This window comes from Brevibacillus schisleri, assembly GCF_055685845.1.
Map to the genome: position 1 here is coordinate 688085 of NZ_JBVNDM010000001.1, position 24350 is coordinate 712434.

Below are 24350 nucleotides of genomic sequence, written 5' to 3' on the forward strand. Positions count from 1 at the left end.
GGTTCATTTTTTCCATGGCGAAGGGGAGACATAGCTTTCGTTTCAAAATGCTTGGGCTTCTTGGGTTTGGCATGCTTTTGGCCGGTATAGTAACCTATCTGCTCTATAAAGTGCTCCAGTTTTACTATCGGGTGGGGGTTAAGTACGAAGATCCGCTCGCCCAGGTTCGCTATTTCATCAAGGAGATGGGGGATATCAATTTCTTTTTGATTGTCTTTGCTCCCATTGCGATCTTGTTTTTCTATCTCCTGACCAAACGGTATGCTGGCTACTTTCGGGAGATTTCTACGGGCATTCATTATCTCGCGAGTGGAGACTTTACACGGCATGTCCATATTCCATCCAATGATGAGTTTGCAGAAATCGCCAAGGATATTAATACAGCAAGCGAAATGCTACAACAGGCGGTAGAAAGAGGAGATTTCGCCGAAAGCAGCAAGGATCAGCTTGTTTTGAATCTGGCGCATGACTTGCGTACACCCCTGACATCTGTTTTGGGTTATCTCGATCTCATTTTGCGAGATGAGCAGTTGCCACAAGAACAGATGCGGCATTATGTGACAATTGCTTTTACCAAGTCGCATCGATTGGAAAAGCTGATTGATGAGCTCTTCGAAATTACGAGAATGAATTACGGCATGGTTACCATCGAGCAAAAGGCCATTGATTTGAGTGAATTGCTTGTCCAGTTAAATGAGGAGATGTATCCTTCCTTTGAGAAAAATGAGCTCGTCGCGCGGTGTACGGTTGCTGCTCAATTAGTGATCGTGGGAGATGGGGAGCTGCTGGCACGCGTATTTGAGAATATCCTGACCAACGCGATACGCTACGGGGGCGATGGCCAGTTTATCGATTTGAACGCTTATCGTGAGGGCGATGAAGTGGTTGTGCAAATCATGAATTACGGCGACCAGATACCTGAGGAGGCGCTGCCGCATATTTTTGAAATGTTTTTTACAGGCGACAAAGCGCGAACGCATCAAGGAGGAGGCACAGGACTCGGCTTGTTTATTGCCAAAAATATCGTCGAGAAGCATCGGGGAACGATTTCTGTCCAAAGTGATTTGATTCATACGTGTTTTGAGGTCAGGTTGCCGTATGGATGAAATGATGGCAAAAGTAAAAAAATGGAGATGCTTCAATGTCTCCATTTTTTTATTTCATAATTCATAGAGATTTTAAAAAATGGTATAATATTCCTGTATCGAAGTGAATTAACTTTGGGGGAGTTATGAATAAATACACATGGACATTGATAGGTGCGCTAATTGTTGCTGGAATATCATCAGCTACTTGGGCTGGGGCTATTAACCAAGGGGATAAGGAAGCATTACAGGCATATAAAAATATGGAACAGGCACGTAACCAAGAGAACTACCCCTTAAGCAAATCGAGTAGGAATGTAACCCTGTCAAACTTTTCGATTCAGGGAGCTGTTTTACCAGAAGCGGATAAAATACGTAACTATAACGATACGAATATGCAAGGACTACTATCTTCAACGGATGAAAAACTTTCGTTCATTATGGAAGAGGATGAAGTAAAAGGTATCGTTATAGCAACAGATACAGAGCCAATCATGGCTGGTGGTGAAAAAACTGGTCCTGAATTGTTTGACCTTTACGAGAACATGAAAAATACACTCGGGGAAGATGCAAACATTACGTACTTTAGTTATTCAGGTGGGTTTATCTTCGTTGCAACTGATAGGGAAGGTGAGGAAAGCTTGTGGCTCGATCAACGTGCTTCTACATTTTTAGATCTCCCTTCGCACAGGCAACTCAAATCTGGAGAAGTTGTAGAAAAAATTCGAGAAGGTGCGGAATCGGTGGTTGAAGAAAAGACAAACGAACTAGAAATGGGAAGTAAATCTGAATAAAGCGTATAAAGCTAGCTGTTGGCTTTTCACGGAGATTGATAGATGTTCAAAGGCCACTCCAGACAAGGCTGGGAAAAAACAAGAAAGCCGGGTCCCCGCTAGAGGACTCGGCATTTATATCTAATTTCATTATCCGATGAATTCTTGTACCCAGTATCCATTCACAAAGCCTACACCGATTTTGGTGAAGGAAGGATTCATGATGTTTTGACGGTGTCCTTCACTGTTCATCCATTGGTTCATGACTTCCTCAGCGGTGTGTTGACCCATGGCGATGTTCTCACCCGCGGTCATAGAAGATACACCGAATTGTTTCATCATGTCAAATGGAGAGCCATACGTAGGGCTTGTATGGTCAAAGTAGTTGTTGTTGGACATATCAGTCGCTTTTGCTTGTGCAACTTTGTTCAGGGAAGCATCCAGTTCCACTGGCTTCAGACCTGCTTTTGCACGCTCTTGGTTTACCAAATCAGTTACTTGCTTCCCAACAGAGGAAGCATCCACTTGTTGGTTAGCTTGTTTTACTGGCTGTTGAGCTGGCTGCTGTTGATTCGCTGGTGCTGCGTAAGGTGCTTGCATTTGCGGTTGGACAGGTTGCATATATGGTTGATATCCGTATTGCGGACATGTGGTAGCGGCAGAAGCTGTGTTAGAAAAGCCGGAAAGAACAAATCCCAATCCCAATGTTGCGATTGCAATAGTACCAAGGCGTTTCATATTCACATCGTCTCCTTTTTTTGGCCTACGAGGTTAGTTGACGGATTCGGATTGAGGAAACAACCCTACGCACTTTGGCGATTCACCCCATGCAGATCTCTCATCTGCAAGTAAAAAAGATCCCCCGCACTTCCATTCGAGAGGAAGTTTCGGCTGTTTTGTTTGGCATGACCTAGAATAACAGAGATTCACCGGTGAAAGAAACCCGTAAAATTTGGTAGGATTAATAAGAATATCTCTTGAATGAAGCAAGCCTGCTGCTCGGCCAAGTCGTCGAATATGAGGTGGCCAATGTGTTCAAGCCCGCTGACAGTGTCGCCTCACAGCATCAGTCTCATACTTTATTTTCTCTGAACAATAGAAAATGGGCTAGGGAGCCTCATTCCCTAACCCATTTTTTCATTCATTGCACTTAAATCAAATTCTCCGGGTTCAAGCCTTCCAGCTCTGGCAACACAAAGCGCCCATCTTTTCTGATCAGCACATCGTCAAACCAGATTTCGCCGCCGCCGTATTCAGGGCGTTGGATTTGGACCAAGTCCCAGTGAACGGAGGAGCGGTTGCCGTTGTCTGCTACTGTGTAAGCATTCCCTGGCGTGAAGTGGAAGCTGCCCGCGATTTTTTCGTCAAACAGGATGTCCAGCATCGGGTGGAGGATGTGCGGGTTGAAGCCGATCGCGAATTCTCCGATATAGCGTGCGCCCTCGTCCGTGTCGAGGATGTCGTTCAATGCTTTCGTATTGGAGCTGGTCGCTTCTACGATTTTGCCTTCTTTGAAAGTGAACTGAACATCATTGAAGGTAATGCCGTTGTAGATCGATGCGGCGTTGTAGAAAATGGTTCCTTCCACGGAATCACGTACAGGAGCGGTGTATACTTCGCCATCCGGGATATTGCGTTTGCCGTCACATTTGATGGCATTGATTCCTTTAATGGAGAAGCGCAGGTCCGTTTTTGGACCGACGATGCGTACGCGATCAGTGCGCTCCATCAGCTCTTTCAACGGAGTCATGGCAGCTGACATTTTCGCGTAGTCCAGATTGCAGACGGAGAAGTAGAAGTCCTCAAAGCTCTCGAGACTCATTTTGGACAGCTGCGCCATCGACTTGTTCGGGTAGCGCAGTACAACCCAGCGTTTGTTCGGAACGCGCTCGTTCGTATGTACAGGTTGATACAGGACGCGAGCGTAAATGCCCATTTTGTCTTCTGGTACGTCAGCATACTCGTTGATGTTGTCGTAAGCGCGGATGGCGATGTAAGCGTCCATGTCCTTCATCCGGTCATATTCGTATTTTGCCATCAGAGCCATATGTTCTTCGCTCGTGCCTTGATAGAGTGCACGCATGACTTCCTGGTCTTTTAAGGTGACCAAAGGCAGAGCCCCAACTGCAAATGATTCACGTACAAGTGCACGAACGAGTTCAGGTTGGAGGCCTGTATTTTCGATCAGAACTTTTTCGCCTTTTTGCAAATTAAGCGAGTAACGGACGAGACGGCTTGCCAGTTCATTAATGCGTGGATCTGCCATGGTGGTAACCTCCGTAGTAAAATAATTTTGATTAGTGATTAATTTGTATTATTACATAACTGAGCGTAGGCTCGCCAGTGTGTTTGATGCTTCCATTACAGGTAAGCCTCGTAGATCGCGATTACATCGGATTCATTCAATTTTCGTGAGCTAGGCAGATATCCGATTCCGCGTCCGCCAATGCGAACCGCTTCCTCAGCCATTTGGGCCAGTGATTGTTTGGTTACACCGAAGTCAGACAGACGTTCGGTGATTCCCATGCGCTCATACCAACGGCGAACGGCTTCAATCGTTGCTCGTGCTGCTTCGTCCTCGTTCTCCACCGTAACACCAAAACAATGACGTCCCATACGGGCTAGTCTCTCGGGACGGTCTTGCAATATCACCTGTTCGAAATACGGAAGGGACAGGATCGCCAGTCCACGACCATGAGCCATATCGTAGATTCCGCTCAGCGGATGTTCAATTCCGTGCAAAGGCATGCCAGCACCGCGACCGCCAGCAGCGAAGGGACTGATGCCCAGCGTGCTCGCCCATAAAAGGGTGGATCTTGCTTCAGCGTTGTCTGGTTGCTGGATCGCTGTGATGGAGTGCTCGACGACGAGGCGAATGAGTGTTTCGGAAATCCCGTCCTGTACGTGGGTCCCTTCCGCGCTGATCAAATAGTTTTCAAACAGATGGGAAAAGATATCGGCGCAAGACTCCGCTGTGACGCGAGCCGGAACGGTAAAGGTGACAGACGGGTCAAGAATGGCAATCTTCGGGTAAAGTGCTGGACCGTTGATCGAAGATTTTTCATGCGTGTCCCAATTAGTTAGGACGCTGATATGGTTTACTTCCGAACCAGTAGCGGCTACTGTCGGGACGGTCATGATCGGCAGTGCTTCCTGAACGGGTACCAGTAATTGACCAGAACCGCTCGGATTTCCCCGCATGTAATCGTAAATCGGGCGTCCGGAAACGGCTGCTGCCGCAATCGCTTTGGAGGCATCCATCACGGAGCCGCCACCGATAGCCAGAATGAAGTCACACTGATGCTCACGCGCAAGCGCAGCGCCGGCATCAACTGTTGCCGTACGCGGATTCGGTTCAATTTTGTCAAAAACAAGATACGCCACTTGAGCTTCCTGCAACAGAGCCTTGGCGCGGTCCAAAAGTCCTGTACGTTTGGCAGCATTGCCGCCTGTAACGAGCAATGCTTTTTGGCCTAATGATTTTGCTTCTTGGCCCAAACGTTCCAGTTCGCCTATGCCAAAGTAAATTTTGGTAGGAAAAGACACTTCAAATGGAAACATCTGAAATTCCTTCTTTCACGTATTGGTTATACCACTGACAAGTTTATCATAAACAAACGAAAAGAGCCTGCCCGGAGGGGGAGGCTCATCTTGTTTAGGCAACGCGAAAGCGATCACTGATTTCTTGCAGCCGCTCAGATAAGGCTAGAAGCTCTGTTGCCAATTGACGTGATTTTTCAATAGAAGTGAGCTGTTCGCGCGAGGCGACCAACATTTCTTCTGTGCTGCTTTTGGTCTCTTGTGAAACGGCAACAAACGCATCGAATGCCATGTCTACGGTGTGCAAGCCTTCGGTTATGTCGGATAACCCCACGTTGGCAATATGCAGCTCTCCCGTTGTCTGATCGACAGCTTGTCGAAGCTCAAGAAAAGCAGATGCAGCCTCTGAGAGCTTTTGCAGGCTTTGCTGAAGCTGTTCGGATGCTTGTGAGGTTTCGGAGGAAATCTCATGGGTTTGCTCCTGAACAGCGTCCATCAGTCGCGTGATTTCTACTGTGGCATTTTCCGACTCGCTGGCAAGCTTGGCTACCTCGTTTGCCACGACAGCAAATCCGCGTCCGTTTTCTCCAGCACGGGCCGCTTCAATACTCGCGTTTAAAGCGAGAAGCTTGGTTTGCTTCGCCACGTTTTGGATCAGATGAACAACATGTCCAATAGATTCTGATTGTCGACGCAGTTCTGTCATGCGGGTGTCGACCTGTGCGTACGTGTGGGAGAAGCGATTGATCATCGTGTTCAAATCATCGATACGATTTTGTCCATGGTGGGTGATTGTCTGCATCTTTTTACCCGCTTCAATCACAGAGAAAATACGCGCAAACAGTCCATCCATCGATTGCTTGATGTGCTGAAAAGAGGCGCTGGCGCCATCTGTTGAGGTAGCAGTTTGTTCGACGCCTTGATTGACTGTATCGAGACGAAAAGACAGCATCGACGAACGGTCGCCTGCTTCATCGGCTGTTTGCCTGATCGCGATGCCGCCTTTGTTCAGTTCCTCAATCATAAGTTGGATTTCAGCAATAATCTCACACATTTGCTCTACCATGTGATTGAAGCTGTTAGAAATTCCACGAATCTCTGGCCCCTCGTTTTGCAAACGGGAACGATGGGTGAGATCGCCCGAGCTTACCTGTTGCATGGCCATAATCAACGTCTGAAAAGGCGCTGTTATCCCCTTCACAACCAGCAAGCACAGCAACAAAGAAAGGAACAGACTAGCGAGAATGGTCATCACGATAATTTTGGTTATCTCGTGAAGAGGACCTAGATAGGACTCCTGCAAAACGTCTATGACGTATATGTAGCTCTCCTCAGGAGAATGCGTAAAGGCCAGTGTATGTATGTGGTTATCGACAGGGACATGAATCACGCCGAATCGCTCGGCTTGCATTCGTATCGCGATATCTTGCGGGATTTCAATCGCGCCCTTTGTCACGTTTTCAATGGGATGAAAAGCTCCATTTTTGACCAGATATTGCTGGAGTATCAAGCCTTCCTGAGACAGATTGCTTTCTTGCTGTTGCAATTCGTATTGAAGGCGCTTTTGGTAGGCTTGATCGTCGCTAGCGAAAGTGAACTTTAAAAGCGAAATTTTTTCAGTGGTTTTGTCCGTCTCTGAGTCAAGGCGGGACTCCATTTGCGAAATCATCACCTGTTTTGCCTGGGTGTAAAAGGTCCAGCCAATCATGCCAGAAGAAATGAGCAGGATGAACAGAAGTGGGATCGTCAGCTTGGTACGGAGCCGCACTTGCCTGTGTAGGCGAGAAAAGGGAGTGAGTAAATGGCGAAAGATAGCGTGCATCTCCAGTTGCCTCCTGATAAGTGGATGGTCGAAAAGTCCCGAGACTAAGGACTATTGTAATCAGGAGATGTAAAGCTAGTATGGAGAACATGTAAACGAATGTTAACATCTATAGTGCGAAAAACATGCAGTAAATCCCGAACATTTGTCGAAGTCTATTCCAGCATTTTTCGTTGATAAATGCGTATGTTTGTGTTTTAATGTAGTTGAAACGTTCGTGAATTAACCTAAACTCAACCTTTTTGACTGGGAAGGTGACTCCTACGGTGGAAAAACAAGAACAACTCTACGAAGGTAAGGCGAAACGTATTTATCGGACATCTTTGCCTGATCAGTACTGGGTAGAGTACAAAGACGACGCAACAGCATTTAATGGAGAGAAACGGGCGCAAATCACCGGAAAAGGTGAGCTGAACAACCGCATTACGGCAATCTTTTTCACTATGCTGAAGGAGCGGGGCATCGACAACCATTTTGTCCGTCTGCTGTCCGCCACAGAGCAAGTTGTTCGCAAAGTGGAGATTATCCCTTTGGAGGTAGTCGTTCGCAATATCGCAGCAGGCTCATTGGCCAAGCGTCTTGGCATGGAAGAAGGAACTGTGCTTCCGCAGCCCGTTGTCGAGTTTTACTACAAGGATGACGCACTGGGAGATCCATTGGTGAATGCCTCCCATATTAAAGTGTTGGGGATTGCAAGCGAGAGTGACCAAGCGACATTGGAGCGTATGGGTCTTGCTGTAAACGAGGTCCTCGTGCCTTACCTGCGCGAGCGTAACATTACCTTGGTCGATTTCAAACTGGAATTCGGAAAAACAGCGGACGGGGAGATTCTCCTCGCCGATGAAATATCCCCGGATACATGCCGTTTCTGGGATTCGGTAACGAATGAAAAGCTCGACAAAGACCGCTTCCGCCGCGATTTGGGTAATGTGGAGGAAGCTTACAAAGAAATGCTTACGAGACTAGGAGGAGACGTACATGTTTAAAGCTGTTGTTTATGTAACATTGCGCGAGAGTGTTTTGGACCCGCAAGGACACGCTGTAAAAGGTGCTCTGCACACCTTGGGTTTTGATGAAGTAAACAATGCACGCATCGGGAAGTACATGGAGCTGGAATTGAACACTGCTGACCGTGCGCAAGCCGAAGAGCGTGTACGTGAAATGTGCGAAAAGCTGTTGGCCAATACGGTGGTAGAAGACTATCGCTTTGATATCGTGGAGGGCTAAGGATATGCGAGTAGCCGTTATCGTCTTTCCAGGCTCGAACGCCGACGTTGATTTGTTTAACGCAGTTGAAGACGTAATGGGAGTGCCTGTAGATTACGTATGGCATTCCGATACGGATCTTTCTAAATATGATGCGATTCTCTTGCCAGGCGGATTCTCTTATGGAGATTATCTGCGCTGTGGTGCGGTCGCTCGTTTTTCACCCGTCATGGAGCAAGTGGTGAAGGCAGCAGAAGAAGGCAAGCTGATTATGGGAATCTGCAATGGCTTCCAGATTCTGACCGAAGTTGGACTGTTGCCAGGAGCACTCTTGCGTAACCGTTCACTGAAATTCCGTTGCAAGCTGTCCGAATTACGTGTGGAAAACAACGATACCTCCTTTACCCGTGATTTCGCGGCAGGGGAAGTTATCCAAATTCCGATCGCGCACGGCGAAGGAAACTACTACTGTGATGAGGAAACGCTGGCGAAACTAAAAGCGAACAAACAGATCGTTTTCCGCTATCATGGCGAGAATCCGAATGGTTCTCTGGAAGACATCGCGGGCATTTGCAACGAACGTGGAAACGTACTTGGCATGATGCCTCACCCGGAGCGTGCCGTCCACTCTTGGATGACTTCCGATGACGGACGCCGCATGTTTACCTCGATCCTGAAGACTTGGAGGGAGCAGAACAGTGTCACAACTCACGCATAAAGAACCGACAGCCGAACAAATTGCCGATCAAAAATTATACAAAGAAATCGGTCTGACTGACGAAGAATATCAGCGTGTCGTAGAAATTCTCGGCCGCAAGCCGAACTGGACGGAAACAGGTCTGTACAGCGTCATGTGGTCGGAGCACTGCTCCTACAAAAACTCTAAGCCTGTCCTGCGTCGTTTCCCGACAAAAGGACCTCGCGTTTTGCAAGGACCTGGGGAAGGTGCGGGTATTGTCGACATCGGTGACAATCAGGCGGTTGTTTTCAAAATCGAAAGCCATAACCACCCATCTGCGATCGAGCCGTACCAAGGGGCAGCGACTGGTGTGGGCGGTATCATCCGTGACGTATTCTCGATGGGCGCGCGTCCGATTGCGCTGCTCAACTCGCTTCGATTCGGGGAGCTCAAGTCTCCTCGCGTCAAATATTTGTTCGAAAACGTTGTTGCAGGTATTGCAGGCTACGGGAACTGCATCGGGATTCCGACTGTGGGTGGCGAAGTGAATTTCGACCCTACGTATGAAGGCAATCCGCTTGTCAACGCCATGTGTGTCGGCTTGATCGACCACGAGAAGATTCAAAAAGGGGTAGCGTCCGGTATCGGTAACCCTGTTATCTACGTTGGTGCAAGCACGGGGCGTGACGGTATTCACGGGGCGACCTTCGCATCCGAGGAGCTCACAGAAGAGTCCGAGAAAAAACGCCCGGCAGTACAAGTCGGCGATCCATTCATGGAAAAGCTCCTGCTGGAAGCGTGCCTGGAGCTGATCGACACGGGTATCGTTGTCGGGATTCAGGACATGGGAGCGGCTGGCCTGACGAGCTCCAGCTCCGAGATGGCATCCAAGGCAGGGAACGGAATCGAAATGAATCTGGACCTCGTGCCACAGCGCGAAGCTGGCATGTCTGCATACGAAATGATGCTGTCTGAATCTCAGGAGCGTATGCTCGTTGTCGTGGAAAAAGGCAAAGAGGCAGAAGCGATTGCGATCTTTGACAAATGGGGTTTGGCGTCCGCTGTCGTGGGCAAAGTAACGGAAGACAGCAAGCTGCGCTTGTTGCACCAAGGTGAGGTAGTAGCAGAGGTGCCAGTAGACAGCTTGGCTGACGACGCGCCTGTGTACCATCGTCCATCTGCGGTGCCTGCTTACTACGAAGCAAACGCGAATGTAGATGTGTTGGCAGCAATCCAAGAACCGAAAGATCTGAATGGTACGCTGAAAAGCTTGCTGGCTCAGCCAACCGTGGCGAATAAAGCGTGGGTATATGAGCAATATGATCATATCGTGCGTGCAAGCACAGCTGTAAAGCCTGGTTCTGACGCTGCTGTTGTCATGGTGCGCGGTACTCGCAAGGCCCTTGCTATGAGTACAGATTGCAACGGTCGCTATGTGTACCTCGATCCAAAAGTGGGCGGTGCCATTGCGGTTGCAGAATCTGCGCGCAACGTCGTCTGCTCCGGTGCAGAGCCGCTGGCGATTACGGACTGCCTGAACTTCGGAAGTCCGGAAAAGCCTGAGGTGTTCTGGCAATTTGAAAAATCGTGCGAGGGCATGAGCGAAGCGTGCGTAGCACTCGATGCTCCGGTCATCGGCGGAAACGTATCTTTTTACAATGAACGCAGCGGTGACGCGATCTATCCAACCCCAACGGTGGGAATGGTCGGCTTGATCACTGATGTTGACCATATTACGACCCAGGATTTCAAAAACGAAGGCGACGCGATCATCTTGTTGGGCGAGACCTTTGCTGAGCTGGGCGGCAGTGAGTATCAAAAGATGGCTACGGGCAGCATTTCCGGACGTCCTCCACAAATCGATCTGACGAAGGAAGCGGCCGTACAAAAGCTGGTTCTCACAGCGATTCGCCAAGGTCTGGTGAACTCCGCACACGATCTGTCCGAAGGTGGTCTGGGTGTCGCACTGGCTGAATCTTGCTTCGGCAAAGGCTTCGGTGCGCAGGTGACTCTTACGTCCGAGCTGCGTACTGATGTGCTCTTGTTCAGTGAATCTCAATCGCGCATCTTGCTCAGTGCATCTGGGGAGCATGCGGCGGCGATTCTCGCATTGGCAGGTGAACATGGCGTACCTGCTGAAAACATCGGTACGGTCGGCGGTGATCGTCTGGTAGTGAACGTGAACGGTACAGAAGCGATCAACGCTTCGACTCAAGAGGTGAAAGCAGCCTGGAAGGATGCGATTCCATGTTTGATCGGCTAATCTGGGACAAATTGAACGAAGAATGCGGCGTCTTTGGCATCTACAACCACAATGAAGCATCCCAATTGACCTATTTGGGTCTGCACGCCCTTCAGCATCGCGGTCAGGAGAGCGCAGGTATCTGCGCCTCCGACGGCGAGAAATGGTATAAGCACCGCGGAATGGGTCTCGTGTCAGAGGCTTTTGGCAAGGGCGATCTGGAGAAGTTCAGTGGTCATATCGCAATTGGTCATACCCGTTATACGACTGCTGGTTCGAGTAAGATTGAAAACGCCCAACCGCTCTTTTTCCGCTATGCACAAGGCAGCATGGCAGTTGCCCACAACGGGAATCTCGTAAATGCCGCTGTGCTTAGAAAAGAGCTGGAAGCAAAGGGCTCCATTTTTCAGACGACCAGTGACACTGAGGTGATCGCACACCTGATCGCCCGCTCTGAGTGCAAGGATTTGCCAGGAGCGGTAAAGGACGCCCTGCAATACATCAAGGGAGCGTATGCGCTTCTCGTCATGAACGAAAACCAGCTCGTGATCGCCCTCGATCCGAATGGCTTGCGTCCGCTGTCACTAGGACGTCTCGGAGATGCGATCACTGTCGCATCCGAGACTTGTGCGTTCGATATCATTGGCGCGCAGTACTGGCGTGACGTGCAACCGGGTGAGCTGATCGTCATCGACAAGAATGGCATTACCGAGAGCAAGCATACCGAAACGACACAGCGTTCGATTTGTACGTTTGAATACATTTATTTTGCCCGACCAGATAGCGACATCGACGGAATCAACGTCCACATGGCGCGCAAACGTCTGGGCAAGCAGCTGGCATTGGAATCCGCGATTGATGCTGATGTCGTCACAGGTGTACCGGATTCGAGTATTTCTGCTGCTATCGGATTTGCGGAAGCGACAGGAATTCCGTACGAAATCGGCTTGATCAAAAACCGCTATGTGGGACGTACCTTCATTCAGCCTAGTCAGGAGCTGCGTGAGCGCGCTGTCTATCTCAAGCTGTCTGCGGTTCGCAAAGTAGTGGAAGGCAAGCGCGTCGTGATGATTGACGACTCCATTGTTCGCGGTACGACGAGTAATCGGATTGTTCGCATGCTGCGTGAGGCTGGCGCCAAAGAAGTGCATGTGCGTATCAGCTCTCCGCCCGTTATGAATTCTTGTTTTTACGGCATCGACACCTCGTCGCGTGAGGAACTGATTGCGGCGACCAAATCCGTAGAGGAAATTCGTCAAATCATTGAGGCTGATTCGCTGTCGTTCTTGTCTATTGAAGGAATGATCGATGCAATTGGCCGCACCGATTCGGCTCCTAATAGAGGACACTGCCTCGCATGCTTTAACGGAGAATATCCGACAGAGATTGAGTTCGAAGAAGCGCTACCTGCGCTCAAATGCTAACAGTACCAGTTCAAAAAGTCGTCTTTTCAGCACCAAGAAAGTGACGAGAACCTGAAGTAGGAGGAGCGGAGTGTAGGGAACCTACATGAGCACCGGACTCCGAAGGTGAACGTTACTTTCGACGCCGAATTTGCTTTCATGATTACTTCGTGATCAAAAGATGGCTTTTTGAACAACCGCTAATACAAGCACCTCTTGCTAGGGGGAGAAACGATGAGTGAAGCATATAAACAAGCTGGCGTAGACATCGATGCGGGCAACGAAGCCGTCGAGCGCATGAAAAAGCACGTCAAAAGAACATTCCGCCCCGAAGTTATGACTGATTTGGGCGGGTTCGGAGCGCTGTTTCGCCTGGATACCAAAAAATACGAGAAACCGATTCTCGTTTCCGGAACAGATGGGGTAGGAACCAAGCTAAAGCTCGCTTTTGCCATGGACAAACACGATACAATCGGCATCGATGCGGTCGCTATGTGCGTCAATGACGTAGTGGTTCAAGGGGCAGAGCCGCTCTTTTTCCTCGATTATCTGGCTGTAGACAAGGTAATTCCGGAAAAAATCGAAGCGATTGTCAAAGGGATCGCGGAAGGCTGCTCCCAGTCCGGCTGCTCGCTGATTGGCGGGGAGACTGCCGAGATGCCTGGCATGTACGCAGAAGGCGAATACGACATCGCAGGCTTTACCGTAGGTGTCGTGGACGAGAGCAAAATGATTACGGGAGCTTCTGTGGCGGCAGGCGATGTACTGATCGGTCTGGCTTCCAGCGGCGTGCACAGCAATGGTTTCTCGCTCGTTCGCAAGGTTCTTTTGGCAGACAAAGGCATGTCCTTGCATGATCATGTTGACGTATTGGGCAAAAAGCTAGGCGAAGAGCTGCTGACACCGACCCGCATTTATGTGAAGCAAGTGCTATCCGTTCTCGAGTCACATGAAGTGAAAGCTCTGGTACACATCACAGGCGGCGGCTTTACTGAAAACATTCCACGCGTGCTTCCAGAAGGAATGCAGGCTGTGATCAACGTTGGTTCCTGGCCTGTGCTGCCAATTTTCGAGCTGGTACAAGAAGCGGGGAACATCTCTTACCCGGATATGTACAAAACGTTCAACATGGGCATTGGCATGATGCTTGTCGTGAAGCCGGAAGACGCAGTAAGTGTGATGGAAAAGCTGCAAGAGCTGGGAGAACAAGCGTATTTGATCGGAAATATTCAAGCGGGAGAGCGCAAAGTCGTATACAACGGGGTGGAATGGTGAGAAAGCTGGCCATTTTCGCCTCTGGGAGCGGCTCCAACTTTGAAGCGATCGTACAGGCTGTACAGGACGGCAAGCTCGCAGGTGTAGAAGTTGCCTTACTCGTGTGCGACAAGCCCGGCGCCAAGGTTTTGGAACGGGCAGAGCGTTTGGGAATCGACGCCTTTGTATTTCAACCGAAGGAGTATGCAGACAAGGCTGCTTTTGAGCAGGAAATAGTGGCGCAGCTCCAAAAACGCGATATATCGCTGGTTGTGCTGGCAGGCTACATGCGGTTGGTGGGCGACACTCTTTTGTCATCCTACGAAGGAAAAATCATCAATCTGCATCCGTCACTTTTGCCTGCTTTCCCGGGAAAAGACGCGGTTGGTCAGGCACTCGCATACGGGGTAAAGATAACGGGGGTAACGGTACATTTGGTTGATGCCGGTCTGGATACAGGGCCGATCATTGCCCAGATTCCCGTAGCGGTGCAAGAATCAGATACGGCTGAGACCTTGTCGGCTCGCATCCATGCTGTGGAGCATGAGCTTTTGGTGAAGGTCATTGGCTACTTAGCAGAAGAGAGAGTGAAGCTGGAAGGAAGACTTGTCCAGCTGACGTAAATCGAGAGAGAAAGCAGTAACCGACATCCTTTTACGATGTCGGTTTTTTGGTCATCCGTTTTAAAAATACTTCTTTCTCCAAAACAGGAGGGCTGTTACGGACGTAATGGCGGTGGACATGATCATAATGATCGTGAATGCGTGCGGATGATCCTGAAAAGGAAGCCCGACGTTCATCCCGTAAAAGGTGCCAATGACCATAGGTAACGTGATGACAATAGTAATGGCGGTCAACAGCTTCAATACGCGATTCAGATTATTGGAGATGACGGAACCAAAGCCATTCATGATGTTCCCTAAAATAGCGGTATAGATTTCCGTCATTTTGATGGCCTGCTTGGTTTCGATTTTTACTTCTTCCAGCAGCGCCTTATCTTCTTCGTACATTTTCAAATAACCGCCACTCCGGAGCAGGGAGATCAACAGACTGTTCGTTTCCAAGGACGTCGAAAAATAGACGAGACTTTTCTGCAATTCAAGCAAGGTAAGCAGTTCATTGTTTTTCGTCGACTGCCGCAACGATTTTTCCAGCGTTTCTGTCTGCTTGTTGATTTTTTTCAAGTAATGCAAATAATCATGCGACGTATTCGATAAAATTTGCAGGACGAACCGGTTTCGCATGTGCGTGTGAAAGCTTTTCACTTTTCCTTGGACAAACTCATTCATGACAGCCGTTTCTACCAGACAAACCGTTAAGATATAATCCTCCGTCACCATGATTCCCAATGGAACCGTCGTATAGTTTTCCTTCGTCGCTTCTTTCGTAGAGATCGGAATGTCCACATAGAGCTTCACGCGGTTCCCTTCCTTGTCGATCCGTCCGATTTCTTCGTCATCAAGGGCATCCTGCAAAAAATGAAGGTCAATCGACAACTCCCTGACGACTTGTTGCTTTTCTTGTTCAGAAGGATCGGTCAGATGGATCCAGCAGCCTTTTTCAAATTGTTGCAGTTCTTCTATTTTTCCGAGGGTATTCGTTTTGTAAATGTTCAACATGGTTTTCTCATCCTTTCGCAAAGAAGGATCGGAGGGATACGACCATGTTGCGCAAGCATGTCTACATATAGATACTTACATACACTCGTCCCATAAAAAGGGAGAATGATAAATAAGGTATGGGGAACATGCCGCAGCGCCACAAGGCCGGAAAATTCTCCGTACACAATCTTGATTGCAGTTATTCATTCCGCAACTTGGACTACTGTCCATTAAAACGTTCCCCCCTTTCGAAAATAAAAACCCTCTTGTTTTCTCGTCCTACATGCATGTTATTCATGTCCTTTCAGACGGTGTCGGCTTCTAACATGACCGACTCACCCTATTTTGCTGCTATGCTTCTTCCGCGAATCATGACAAACCAAATCAACTCTTGCGACATACAGTAAAAGAGGGATATTCCCACAAAGGGAGGGGCCGACTTGAGCGGAGATTTTGTTTCGAACTTGCTCGATAAGCTAAGCCAAAAAACAGGGCGGCAATGGACGCTTAACGATATTATGAAGCTCGCGGAAAAAATGCCGAAGGGCGGAGCAAATGTAGATGCGCTGCTCGATGAGCTGGGAAATATGGGAATCGAAGTGCCAGAGGAGACGAAAGAGCGCGTCAGGGATCGTGTAAAGGACGGCAATTCCATCTCCATGGAAGAGCTAGGGGACTTAATGCCCAAAGAAGTAAAGGCGAGGAGCCGCAAGTCGAAGAAGCCGATCAAGCCAATCAGGGCGACTGCCAAAGGCAAATCAGTCTCCCTGTCAGACCGCATCAAAAGGCTATCAGGCAAAGGCAAGAAAAAACGATAATTTCATCAAAGCAAATACAGGTGGATGCAGTCGCAGGTGCCGAACAGGCATGGGCGGCTGCGTTTGTTTTCCTCACGAAGTTATTGATAATAGCGTACAATTATTTTATAATATATAAGTATTGTTCGTGTTTTGGTCAATAGTTACTCATGTTTTCACTAAAATTCAGGAGGTTCTATCCGTGAGTGTGAAAAAAGCGTTGATCAGCGTTTCTGACAAGACAGGGTTGATTCCGTTTGCCCGTCGATTGGTAGCCGCCGGGGTACAGATCATTTCTACCGGGGGTACGGCTTCTCTTTTAAAAGCAGAGGGAGTTCCCGTCATTGGCATTTCTGAAGTGACTGGATTTCCAGAAATTTTGGACGGTCGCGTCAAAACGTTGCATCCCAATATCCACAGCGGCCTCTTGGCTGTAAGGGACAGTGAAGCACATGTGCAGCAACTAAAAGACCTCGGGATTGAGACCATTGATCTGGTTGTCGTAAACCTTTATCCTTTCAAGGAAACAATAGCGAAGCCAGACGTGACATATGAAGATGCCATTGAGAATATTGATATTGGTGGACCAACAATGCTGCGTTCTGCTGCGAAAAATCACGCGTTTGTCAGTGTCGTGGTCGATGCAGCCGATTATGAAAAAGTAGCAGAAGAAATTGATGCAAATGGCGATACTACGCTAGAAACCCGTCGCAAGCTGGCTGCAAAAGTTTTCCGTCATACAGCTGCCTATGATGCCTTGATCTCTCGCTATTTAAGTGAGCAGGTGGGCGAACTGCTGCCTGAGAGCTATACCGTGACTTATGAGAAAGCACAGGATTTACGCTATGGGGAAAATCCACATCAACGTGCAGCATTTTACCGTGAGCCGTTGTCTGATCAGTTGAGCATCGGGAATGCAAGCCAACTGCAAGGAAAAGAGCTTTCCTATAACAACATCAATGACGCAGATGCAGCGTTGGCGATTGTACGCGAATTCGCTGAACCTGCTGTTGTTGCGATCAAGCACTCCAACCCGTGTGGAGTAGGGATCGGTACTGATATTCGCGCCGCTTACCAAAAAGCGTACGAAGCAGACCCTGTCTCTATTTATGGTGGGATCGTGGCAGCAAACCGCCCGATTGACCGTGACACCGCACTCGCGATGAAAGAGATTTTCTTGGAAATTATTATCGCACCGGACTTCACCGACGAGGCGTTGGCTGTTCTGGCTGAGAAAAAGAACCTCCGTCTCTTGCGTATTTCTGCGCTGAATGAACCAGCCAAAAAAGTGGACAATCTGTTCCGCGTGGCTCCTGTTGCAGGCGGGGCACTCATTCAAGACTTCGACTACAAGCAGCTCGAAGAAAGCGAGATTCAAGTGGTTACAGACCGCAAGCCTTCGGAAGAGGAACTGGCACAGCTGAAATTCGCGTGGAAGGTCGTCAAGCACGTCAAATCAAATGCGATTCTCTTGGCAAAAGACAATATGACCATCGGTGTGGGTGCAGGCCAGATGAACCGCGTTGGGGCAGCGAAAATCGCCATCGAACAAGCAGGTGCATTGGCAAGTGGCGCGGTTATGGCCTCGGATGCGTTTTTCCCGATGGGAGATACCGTGGAAGCGGCAGCCAAAGCAGGGATTACCGCGATCATCCAGCCAGGCGGCTCCATTCGCGACCAAGAATCGATTGATGCTTGCAACCGAGCAGGCATTGCGATGATCTTTACCGGCACGCGTCATTTCAAGCACTAAAAGAGGCTATTCGGGAGTAACTTTCGCTTTTTTAACACGTATGAAAGAGTGGATTACCTCTCACACAGGAGGAAATACGATGAAAATATTAGTGATCGGTGGCGGCGGTCGAGAACACACGATTGCCTGGAAGCTGTTGCAGAGTTCTAAAGTGACAAAGGTATACTGTGCGCCAGGAAATGGGGGCACCGCCCAAATCGCTCAAAACGTACCGATCGGCGTCCATGATTTTGCTGCACTGGTTCAATTCGTCAAGGATGAAGGAATTGATCTGACTGTCGTTGGCCCGGAAGATCCTTTGCTGGCGGGGATTGTTGACTTTTTCCAGGAGCGCAATCTGCCGATCTATGGCCCGAATCAAAAAGCGGCAATGATCGAGGGAAGCAAGTCTTTTGCGAAAAGTTTAATGAAACGCTACGAGATTCCGACGTCTGCCTATGAAACGTTTCTGGATTACGAATCGGCGAGTGCATACGTGAGAGAGCAGGGCGCTCCTATCGTTGTCAAAGCGGATGGCTTGGCAGCGGGGAAAGGGGTCGTTGTCGCAGAAACGGTGGAGGAAGCGGAAGAGGCACTTCGTCAGATTATGCAGGAAAGCGTCTTTGGTGAAGCTGGAGCGCGCGTGGTCATTGAGGAGTGCATGTTCGGCGAAGAGCTGTCGCTGTTATCTTTCGTCGATGGAGAGACGGTTAAGCCGATGATTACTTCTCAGGATCATAAGCGAATTTTCAATGATGACCGCGGCCCGAATACAGGTGGCATGGGGACATACGCCCCGGTACCGCAAATGTCTGCTGAGCTGGTGGACGAGATCGTCAAAACGATTGTCCAGCCGATGGCGTCAGGGATGGCCAAGGATGGCATTCCGTTCAAAGGCATTCTCTATACAGGTCTGATGATTACGGAGCAAGGCCCGAAAGTCGTGGAGTTCAATGCGCGTTTTGGCGATCCAGAGACACAGGTGCTTTTGCCATTGCTCGAAACAGATTTGCTCGATATTTTTGTCGGAACGATCAATGGTGAGCTCGATGCAGTCGATGTGACATGGCAAAAAGGAAGTGCTGTCTGTGTCGTCATGGCAGCGCCGGGTTATCCGGGAGAATATCCAAAGGGTGCGCTGATTCACGGACTGGGTCAGGCAAACGAGGGAGCTACAGTGTTTCACGCAGGTACGAAGGAAAACGAGGAAGGTATCGTTACGAGCGGTGGCCGTGTGCTTGGCGTCGTGGCAACAGGAGCGGATTTGGCGCAAGCGCGTGAGACAGCGTACGCGAAGGTGCAGGGGATCTCGTTTGATGGGGCACAGTATCGCACGGATATTGCGGCACGAGCGATGAAGTATCAGCAAAAGGTGTAAAGGCAAAGGAAACTGTTCTTTAGTGGGAATTTCTACTAGGGAACAGTTTTTTTTTGCAGGATAGGTTTGTTCACTTAGCATCAAATTTTATTAAAACTTTCAATTTGTTACATAACTTAATTTTCCGAAAAATAGAAAGCATATTTACCGAAGATAGAGAATGGTGTATAAATATAAATGGAAATATATAGGCGAAATTACCAATAAAATAATTAAAATGCAGGAGGTGGAAAGTTGAATACTACAAAATGTAGTATCAACTGAATTATGTTTAAGAATCATAGATGGATAACAATTTTTATGGTCATCGCATTGTTATTCGGAAATGCTACTAGTATTTTTGCAAAGACGAACGATGAGAAAGATGCCTATATGCAGCGAAGTGAAATTGAGCAATATATAGACATTTTGTCAGAAGAGGGTACAGAAGCCTCCAAAGAATTGAGCGTTAAATTAAAAGAATATTTGGGGGATAAAGAAGATTACTTGTTTGAAGAGATTGCTTCAATTGTTGATGAGTATGCAGATAATACAGCGCAGTCTGAGAACAATGACAATAATATGATAGATATAGATCAAGAAGATTTACAGAGGGATTTTGAGCGTATAGATGCACTTGCTAAAGAATATTATGATTACTATCAGATCCACAATGAATTCCCAGAAGAGGTGGAGATCAGAAGTATAACGACGAGCCACGCTCTAACAGTATTAGAGGAAATTGGGATTAAAATAACCGAAAAACAGTTACTTAAACGTTTAGCAGCATTGGGGGTTATTGCTGCGATAGATGGACCATTACCTGTTGGGGATTTTATAGCTCTTGTTACAGGAGCGGTAATAACAGGGGAATTTGTAGGTGATTATGTTGCAAACCAAGGAGCCCTTGCTAAGGAAATAGGCGAATACTTTGGTAGATCTTTTATCAAATTTGTGACTAAAAGTGTTACAATGAGTGAAGAAGTTGCATATCAAATAAAAAAGAAAAAAGAAAAACATTTTAAGGCTTATTTAAACTCCGATGGTGGAATAATAGTTTCTGAACCTCTAACTCTCAGTCAGGCTCAATTAGAAGCAAGAAGGGGAAGGGAAACCTTCAGTGTTAACAAAAATTATGCAGAAAAAGTTGTAACGCAGGAGAACTATAGATTTGAATACGAAGACCCCCATTATTTTGATCGGTATGGTAGACTGATGATAGCAAATCTTCCCCATTTCCATTTAACAAAGAAGGTTAATGGAAAGTGGGAAAGATTAGAGGGACATCATTTCTTCCCTTGGTAAAAATAGAAGTTAACGGATTCGGCGTAACACTACTTTCTGTTACGCCATTTTTATATAATTGCTGAAAAATGAGGAGATCCCGTGCGACTAAAGGTTGTTGACATTGAAGCATTTTTTATAGTTGGTATTGAAGTAGATTGTTACTATGATCGGGACGAATTCATACAAGCGCCGGATTCAAGATTGTATGAAATTAAAAATGTTGTCGACAGTCATTTATATTATGAAGTTTGGAATTCGATTACGGAAAAGAAAATGATAGGTAAACGAGTAAGTATCATCACTCATGTTCCTGACGGGTGTGTCGTGGTTACGATTCCCTCTGGTCCCTATGCAATGCTCCATAAGAGCCAAACCAATGATGAGCATCATCTGTTTGCAATGACGAATTATGAGGATATCGAAAAGGTTGAATTTAGAACGCTCATGCTAACAGACGAGTCTGCAAATGTTGTGCACATGTATCGTCCAGTTGAGTATAGAGAAGATGTTTTGAACATTCGTAACATACCGATCCTTTCTAAAGAAGTGTCAATCCAGTTAAGAGAGCAGTACATTCATACATTTTTTAGAGTCAAGGGTGATTGTGTAAGGGAGTTTTTTTACAAACGGTACGTAAAATTAGATAAAGGCTATTTATGGGGATTTATGCAAGGTGAAAGAGCCAAAGGGTTAACAGCTTCTGAAGCAAAGGATTATCTTCATGACAAAGAAGAAGTATTATTTTTCTGGGATTCTGTTAGTTCGTTTGGAAGAGATTTCACCCGAAATAAAGTATTCAAGCTGGATTCCAAGCAATTATTAGAATCATATAGCCGGTTTACTTTTGATCTGTATATCTTTGACTCTACATTGTCCTGGACGATTATTTTTCATCATGAGCCGGATGCAGAAGGCTACGAATGTTGTCTGATTACAAGTCCATAGGTGTTATGAAGTAGCTGTTCCCTATGAAGAGAATTGTCCATAGGGAACAGCTTTATATTAGAAAAATAAGGTCGATATATCTTTGGTAACAGTACTAGATTCTTCCCCAGTTCACTACGTGATATCGCAAGCGCGAAGTCGTGAGCTTCTGCTACATCCCCACATTTTCACCCGCGATAGCCGCTTTTTTCGCTTTAGCCGCAGCCAATTGTGAGAGGAAATAAACGATGAGAAACAGCAGCAAGCAAGCCGCCGACCAGCGGTACATGACAGAGTAGCTCGAATGTGTCGCGATGACGCCGAGGAGCATAGAGCCGACCGCGATTCCTAGATCGATGGAATTAAAGAACAGTCCATTCGCCATGCCACGTTGCTCAGGTGTAACGACCTTCACCATCCACGCCTGAATAGATGGCTGAATCATGCCATAGCCAAGGCCGTAGAAGGCAGCAGAGACGAGAAGCAAGGACTCTGTCGTTGTCAGGGACAGGAGCAAGAGGCTGATCCCGACGAAAATCGCACCGGGAGGCAGGACGGCAATATGCCCTTTGCGATCATACAGTTTGCCGGAAAACGGACGAATCAGCACCATCGCCAGTGCATTCGTAAGGAAAAACCAGCCGACATTCTCAATGTGGGTTTCTTTTCCATACAAGGCCAAAAAGCTGAGAATCCCGCCATACGTAATGGATAAACAAAAGTTCAGTCCAGCTGGAAGCAGCAGCTTTTTATCATAAAATCGACGAATGCCTGTGACCGTTTGTGTGTTCCCGGACGACACAGGAAGCTGATTGTAGGCACGGATAAAATGCATCAACGGAAAAATAATAGCAACTAACAACACGAGAACCATGAGCATCGATCCGAATCCAAACCCATTCAACACGCCAAGTCCAATCAACGGGCCGAGTGCCATAGCCAAGCTGGTCGATAAGCCGAAATAACCCATGCCTTCGCCGATTCTTCTGGCAGGAATCACATTGGAGACAATCGTCGGAAAGGTCGTGCTACCCATCCCAAAGCCGATGCCGACTAAAATTCGCAACAGAAGAAAGAACACAATGTTTCCCGCCCAGTAATAGCCTGCGCTAAAAATCGCGACGAATCCAAGTGCTACGATTGCCAAGAGCTTACTGCTTTTCGTTTTCAAAGCTTCCCCAGTAAATACCCTTGCGATCACTGCTGCAAGTGAAAACAAGCTAATAACCAGGCTGACGACAAAATCATTTGCCTGATAAGCCTCCTTCACATAGGCAGGGAATGTTGGGGTTTGCATTTGAACGGTGAGAAACAACAACAAATTGCATACAGTTAACAGGACGAAATCTCTCGTCCACAATCTCTCTCTACTCTCTCCCAATGCTGTCACTCCTAGTCTGTCGTTTTTCTATTGATGTTTTCGTTAATCTCCAGCAAGATTTCCCGTAGGAAGGCCAGCTTTTCAGGAGAGATCCCTTCCAAAATGTCCGCAACAGCCTGAGCCTCTACAGGAATTGCTTGCTCAAGCCATTCCCGTCCTTTCGGGGAAAGGGTAATGATGTAAGCGCGGCGGTCTTGTTCGCTCAATGTCTTTTCGATAAATCCTTTTTTGGCGAGTGTGTCTAAAATGCGTGTCATGGAAGGCTGATCCTTCGCAGAGCGCTGAGCCAGCTCTTTTTGATTGATACCCTCTTCTTCTCGTAGCCGATAAAGGACGGCAAACTGCTCCGTGGTCAAATCAAACTCCTTTAAAAAAAGGGAAACATAATGAATCATTCTCCGGTATGTATTTCCAATAAGAAATCCAACCGGTTCTTTTTGCCAATGATCGATCAGGGGAATAACCCTCTTTCGTTCAAAAATACTTGCAACGACAATTATATGCACAACAATTAATTTTGTAAATGGAAAAAACCGCCCTATGAAAAGGCGGTTGGTTGCTTCTCCTTTACTGACGATATCTCCCTCTCTTTCGCGAGGTGCGAAAGAAGTAATATCCCATTACGCCGATGACGCCAATGATCGTGGCAATAACAAAGAAGTTATGGGACATCCATTCATACATCTGGGAGCCGACAAGCATATGCAGTGCCTCCTCTCCTTATGTGTACGTGGGGTAGCGAGTGCTGCTGTTGTTATTTTCTTGGGAGCGAAATGAAATGATCTCTCTTGCCGCTTTTTCGAGAAGTTGATCCTCGGGAGTAAGCTTCGTGTTTTGCTGATTGTTGATGGAGTGTTTTTCCTGATTCTTCGATAATTGTGGGCTTGTGGAATACTGTATGTTTGCCTTATTCGTTGTCGCTGGCGTGTTGCTCTCATCGTCTTGGCTGGTGTTCGAGTCTTTGATGGGCGCGATATTCATGGAGCGGGTAAACTGGTTGACTGCCATCTGCACGCCTTTTTTCTTGAGTTGATCCATCATGCCTTGCATGCCATTCCCTTTTTTCGTATTGATGCCCATCGCTGCGTACATCGGACAAAAGCGAGTAGCTCCTTCCGCTACTTTCATTGCTGAAAAAGCCATGAGCAGCCATGGAGTTTTGGATGGGCGACGACTCATTTTTCCGATGCCGTACGCCAAGCCCAACAGACCGCCAGTTATACGAATCATGGCATCAGTTCTACCTACGTTTTTATGCATGAGAGTT

The 24350-nt window shown here is 47.7% G+C and carries 23 protein-coding genes and 1 riboswitch; of the genes, 14 read left to right on the forward strand and 9 right to left on the reverse strand.

Going from position 1 to position 24350, the window contains the following annotated elements:
* Positions 1–14 precede the first annotated feature (14 nt).
* Positions 15–1106 carry a sensor histidine kinase gene (locus ACUUHJ_RS03625; protein WP_472298263.1) on the forward strand — a complete coding sequence of 364 codons (1092 nt, stop codon included), beginning with the start codon at positions 15–17 and terminating at the stop codon, positions 1104–1106.
* Positions 1107–1231: 125 nt separating this feature from the next.
* Complete coding sequence (locus tag ACUUHJ_RS03630; protein WP_472298264.1) at positions 1232–1879, forward strand: hypothetical protein; 648 nt, start codon at positions 1232–1234, stop codon at positions 1877–1879.
* Between the two features lie 129 nt (positions 1880–2008).
* On the opposite strand, the gene ACUUHJ_RS03635 is transcribed toward ACUUHJ_RS03630, so the two are convergent.
* From ACUUHJ_RS03635 to ACUUHJ_RS03650, 4 genes are all read right to left on the reverse strand, one after another.
* The gene (locus ACUUHJ_RS03635) at positions 2009–2596 is read right to left on the reverse strand and encodes a CAP domain-containing protein (protein ID WP_289676038.1); all 588 of its coding nucleotides are present in this window, start codon (positions 2594–2596) and stop codon (positions 2009–2011) included.
* A gap of 7 nt (positions 2597–2603) precedes the next feature.
* Positions 2604–2761, reverse strand: a riboswitch (cyclic di-AMP (ydaO/yuaA leader).
* Between the two features lie 247 nt (positions 2762–3008).
* On the reverse strand, positions 3009–4124 hold the full coding sequence (locus ACUUHJ_RS03640; RefSeq protein WP_289676039.1) for an aminopeptidase: 1116 nt from the start codon (positions 4122–4124) through the stop codon (positions 3009–3011).
* Between the two features lie 95 nt (positions 4125–4219).
* The gene (locus ACUUHJ_RS03645) at positions 4220–5419 is read right to left on the reverse strand and encodes an iron-containing alcohol dehydrogenase (protein ID WP_472298265.1); all 1200 of its coding nucleotides are present in this window, start codon (positions 5417–5419) and stop codon (positions 4220–4222) included.
* A 94-nt stretch (positions 5420–5513) separates the two neighbouring features.
* Positions 5514–7220: a methyl-accepting chemotaxis protein gene (locus tag ACUUHJ_RS03650; protein ID WP_289676041.1), complete on the reverse strand. Its 1707-nt coding sequence runs from the start codon at positions 7218–7220 to the stop codon at positions 5514–5516.
* A gap of 266 nt (positions 7221–7486) precedes the next feature.
* Between ACUUHJ_RS03650 and purC the strand changes: the two genes are divergently transcribed.
* The 7 genes from purC to purN all read left to right on the forward strand — a co-directional run bounded on the left by purC (position 7487) and on the right by purN (position 14627).
* Entirely contained in the window at positions 7487–8206 is a 720-nt protein-coding gene (gene purC / locus ACUUHJ_RS03655) for a phosphoribosylaminoimidazolesuccinocarboxamide synthase (RefSeq protein WP_012684340.1), read from the forward strand.
* Positions 8199–8447 (forward strand): phosphoribosylformylglycinamidine synthase subunit PurS, encoded by a 249-nt coding sequence (gene purS, locus ACUUHJ_RS03660; RefSeq protein ID WP_232774453.1) that lies wholly within the window; start codon positions 8199–8201, stop codon positions 8445–8447. The genes purC and purS overlap by 8 nt, the downstream gene beginning before the upstream one ends.
* Positions 8448–8451: 4 nt before the next feature.
* Positions 8452–9144 (forward strand): phosphoribosylformylglycinamidine synthase subunit PurQ, encoded by a 693-nt coding sequence (purQ, locus tag ACUUHJ_RS03665; protein WP_172141848.1) that lies wholly within the window; start codon positions 8452–8454, stop codon positions 9142–9144.
* A complete protein-coding gene (purL, locus tag ACUUHJ_RS03670) occupies positions 9125–11368 on the forward strand; it encodes a phosphoribosylformylglycinamidine synthase subunit PurL (protein WP_289676043.1) in 2244 nt (747 codons plus the stop codon). The genes purQ and purL overlap by 20 nt, the downstream gene beginning before the upstream one ends.
* Positions 11353–12771 (forward strand): amidophosphoribosyltransferase, encoded by a 1419-nt coding sequence (gene purF / locus ACUUHJ_RS03675; protein ID WP_289676044.1) that lies wholly within the window; start codon positions 11353–11355, stop codon positions 12769–12771. Before purL ends, purF begins: the two co-directional genes overlap by 16 nt.
* 213 nt (positions 12772–12984) lie before the next feature.
* The gene (purM, locus tag ACUUHJ_RS03680; RefSeq protein ID WP_087342151.1) at positions 12985–14025 is read left to right on the forward strand and encodes a phosphoribosylformylglycinamidine cyclo-ligase; all 1041 of its coding nucleotides are present in this window, start codon (positions 12985–12987) and stop codon (positions 14023–14025) included.
* Positions 14019–14627 carry a phosphoribosylglycinamide formyltransferase gene (gene purN, locus ACUUHJ_RS03685; RefSeq protein WP_289676045.1) on the forward strand — a complete coding sequence of 203 codons (609 nt, stop codon included), beginning with the start codon at positions 14019–14021 and terminating at the stop codon, positions 14625–14627. The genes purM and purN overlap by 7 nt, the downstream gene beginning before the upstream one ends.
* A gap of 60 nt (positions 14628–14687) precedes the next feature.
* Here purN and ACUUHJ_RS03690 read toward each other — a convergent pair whose 3' ends face one another.
* Complete coding sequence (locus ACUUHJ_RS03690; RefSeq protein ID WP_289676046.1) at positions 14688–15623, reverse strand: magnesium transporter CorA family protein; 936 nt, start codon at positions 15621–15623, stop codon at positions 14688–14690.
* Positions 15624–16045: 422 nt separating this feature from the next.
* Here ACUUHJ_RS03690 and ACUUHJ_RS03695 point away from each other — a divergent pair, with 422 nt between their 5' ends.
* The 5 genes from ACUUHJ_RS03695 to ACUUHJ_RS03715 all read left to right on the forward strand — a co-directional run bounded on the left by ACUUHJ_RS03695 (position 16046) and on the right by ACUUHJ_RS03715 (position 21723).
* Complete coding sequence (locus tag ACUUHJ_RS03695; RefSeq protein ID WP_472298266.1) at positions 16046–16423, forward strand: hypothetical protein; 378 nt, start codon at positions 16046–16048, stop codon at positions 16421–16423.
* Between the two features lie 181 nt (positions 16424–16604).
* Complete coding sequence (gene purH / locus ACUUHJ_RS03700) at positions 16605–18155, forward strand: bifunctional phosphoribosylaminoimidazolecarboxamide formyltransferase/IMP cyclohydrolase (protein ID WP_472298267.1); 1551 nt, start codon at positions 16605–16607, stop codon at positions 18153–18155.
* A gap of 79 nt (positions 18156–18234) precedes the next feature.
* Positions 18235–19512, forward strand: a complete 1278-nt coding sequence (purD, locus tag ACUUHJ_RS03705; RefSeq protein WP_472298268.1) for a phosphoribosylamine--glycine ligase — start codon at positions 18235–18237, stop codon at positions 19510–19512.
* Positions 19513–19812: 300 nt separating this feature from the next.
* Positions 19813–20796, forward strand: coding sequence for a hypothetical protein (locus tag ACUUHJ_RS03710; RefSeq protein ID WP_472298269.1), 984 nt, complete (start codon positions 19813–19815; stop codon positions 20794–20796).
* A gap of 81 nt (positions 20797–20877) precedes the next feature.
* Positions 20878–21723 (forward strand): hypothetical protein, encoded by an 846-nt coding sequence (locus ACUUHJ_RS03715; protein WP_472298270.1) that lies wholly within the window; start codon positions 20878–20880, stop codon positions 21721–21723.
* 151 nt (positions 21724–21874) lie between these two features.
* Here ACUUHJ_RS03715 and ACUUHJ_RS03720 read toward each other — a convergent pair whose 3' ends face one another.
* The 4 genes from ACUUHJ_RS03720 to ACUUHJ_RS03735 form a co-directional block, all read right to left on the reverse strand.
* The gene (locus ACUUHJ_RS03720) at positions 21875–23083 is read right to left on the reverse strand and encodes an MFS transporter (protein ID WP_289676051.1); all 1209 of its coding nucleotides are present in this window, start codon (positions 23081–23083) and stop codon (positions 21875–21877) included.
* Between the two features lie 11 nt (positions 23084–23094).
* Positions 23095–23478: a MarR family winged helix-turn-helix transcriptional regulator gene (locus ACUUHJ_RS03725; RefSeq protein ID WP_012684352.1), complete on the reverse strand. Its 384-nt coding sequence runs from the start codon at positions 23476–23478 to the stop codon at positions 23095–23097.
* Between the two features lie 172 nt (positions 23479–23650).
* The gene (locus ACUUHJ_RS03730; protein ID WP_012684353.1) at positions 23651–23785 is read right to left on the reverse strand and encodes an EYxxD motif small membrane protein; all 135 of its coding nucleotides are present in this window, start codon (positions 23783–23785) and stop codon (positions 23651–23653) included.
* Positions 23786–23803: 18 nt separating this feature from the next.
* Positions 23804–24343, reverse strand: coding sequence for a YgaP family membrane protein (locus ACUUHJ_RS03735; protein ID WP_064201863.1), 540 nt, complete (start codon positions 24341–24343; stop codon positions 23804–23806).
* Positions 24344–24350: the final 7 nt, after the last annotated feature.

Coding starts and splice junctions, on each gene's coding strand:
- ACUUHJ_RS03625 (WP_472298263.1), top strand. CDS start 15: ATGGCGAAGGGGAGACATAGCTTTCGTTTCAAAATGCTTGGGCTTCTT.
- ACUUHJ_RS03630 (WP_472298264.1), top strand. CDS start 1,232: ATGAATAAATACACATGGACATTGATAGGTGCGCTAATTGTTGCTGGA.
- ACUUHJ_RS03635 (WP_289676038.1), bottom strand. CDS start 2,596: ATGAAACGCCTTGGTACTATTGCAATCGCAACATTGGGATTGGGATTT.
- ACUUHJ_RS03640 (WP_289676039.1), bottom strand. CDS start 4,124: ATGGCAGATCCACGCATTAATGAACTGGCAAGCCGTCTCGTCCGTTAC.
- ACUUHJ_RS03645 (WP_472298265.1), bottom strand. CDS start 5,419: ATGTTTCCATTTGAAGTGTCTTTTCCTACCAAAATTTACTTTGGCATA.
- ACUUHJ_RS03650 (WP_289676041.1), bottom strand. CDS start 7,220: ATGCACGCTATCTTTCGCCATTTACTCACTCCCTTTTCTCGCCTACAC.
- purS (WP_232774453.1), top strand. CDS start 8,199: ATGTTTAAAGCTGTTGTTTATGTAACATTGCGCGAGAGTGTTTTGGAC.
- purQ (WP_172141848.1), top strand. CDS start 8,452: ATGCGAGTAGCCGTTATCGTCTTTCCAGGCTCGAACGCCGACGTTGAT.
- purF (WP_289676044.1), top strand. CDS start 11,353: ATGTTTGATCGGCTAATCTGGGACAAATTGAACGAAGAATGCGGCGTC.
- purM (WP_087342151.1), top strand. CDS start 12,985: ATGAGTGAAGCATATAAACAAGCTGGCGTAGACATCGATGCGGGCAAC.
- purN (WP_289676045.1), top strand. CDS start 14,019: ATGGTGAGAAAGCTGGCCATTTTCGCCTCTGGGAGCGGCTCCAACTTT.
- ACUUHJ_RS03690 (WP_289676046.1), bottom strand. CDS start 15,623: ATGTTGAACATTTACAAAACGAATACCCTCGGAAAAATAGAAGAACTG.
- purD (WP_472298268.1), top strand. CDS start 18,235: ATGAAAATATTAGTGATCGGTGGCGGCGGTCGAGAACACACGATTGCC.
- ACUUHJ_RS03710 (WP_472298269.1), top strand. CDS start 19,813: ATGGTCATCGCATTGTTATTCGGAAATGCTACTAGTATTTTTGCAAAG.
- ACUUHJ_RS03725 (WP_012684352.1), bottom strand. CDS start 23,478: ATGATTCATTATGTTTCCCTTTTTTTAAAGGAGTTTGATTTGACCACG.
- ACUUHJ_RS03730 (WP_012684353.1), bottom strand. CDS start 23,785: ATGCTTGTCGGCTCCCAGATGTATGAATGGATGTCCCATAACTTCTTT.
- ACUUHJ_RS03735 (WP_064201863.1), bottom strand. CDS start 24,343: ATGCATAAAAACGTAGGTAGAACTGATGCCATGATTCGTATAACTGGC.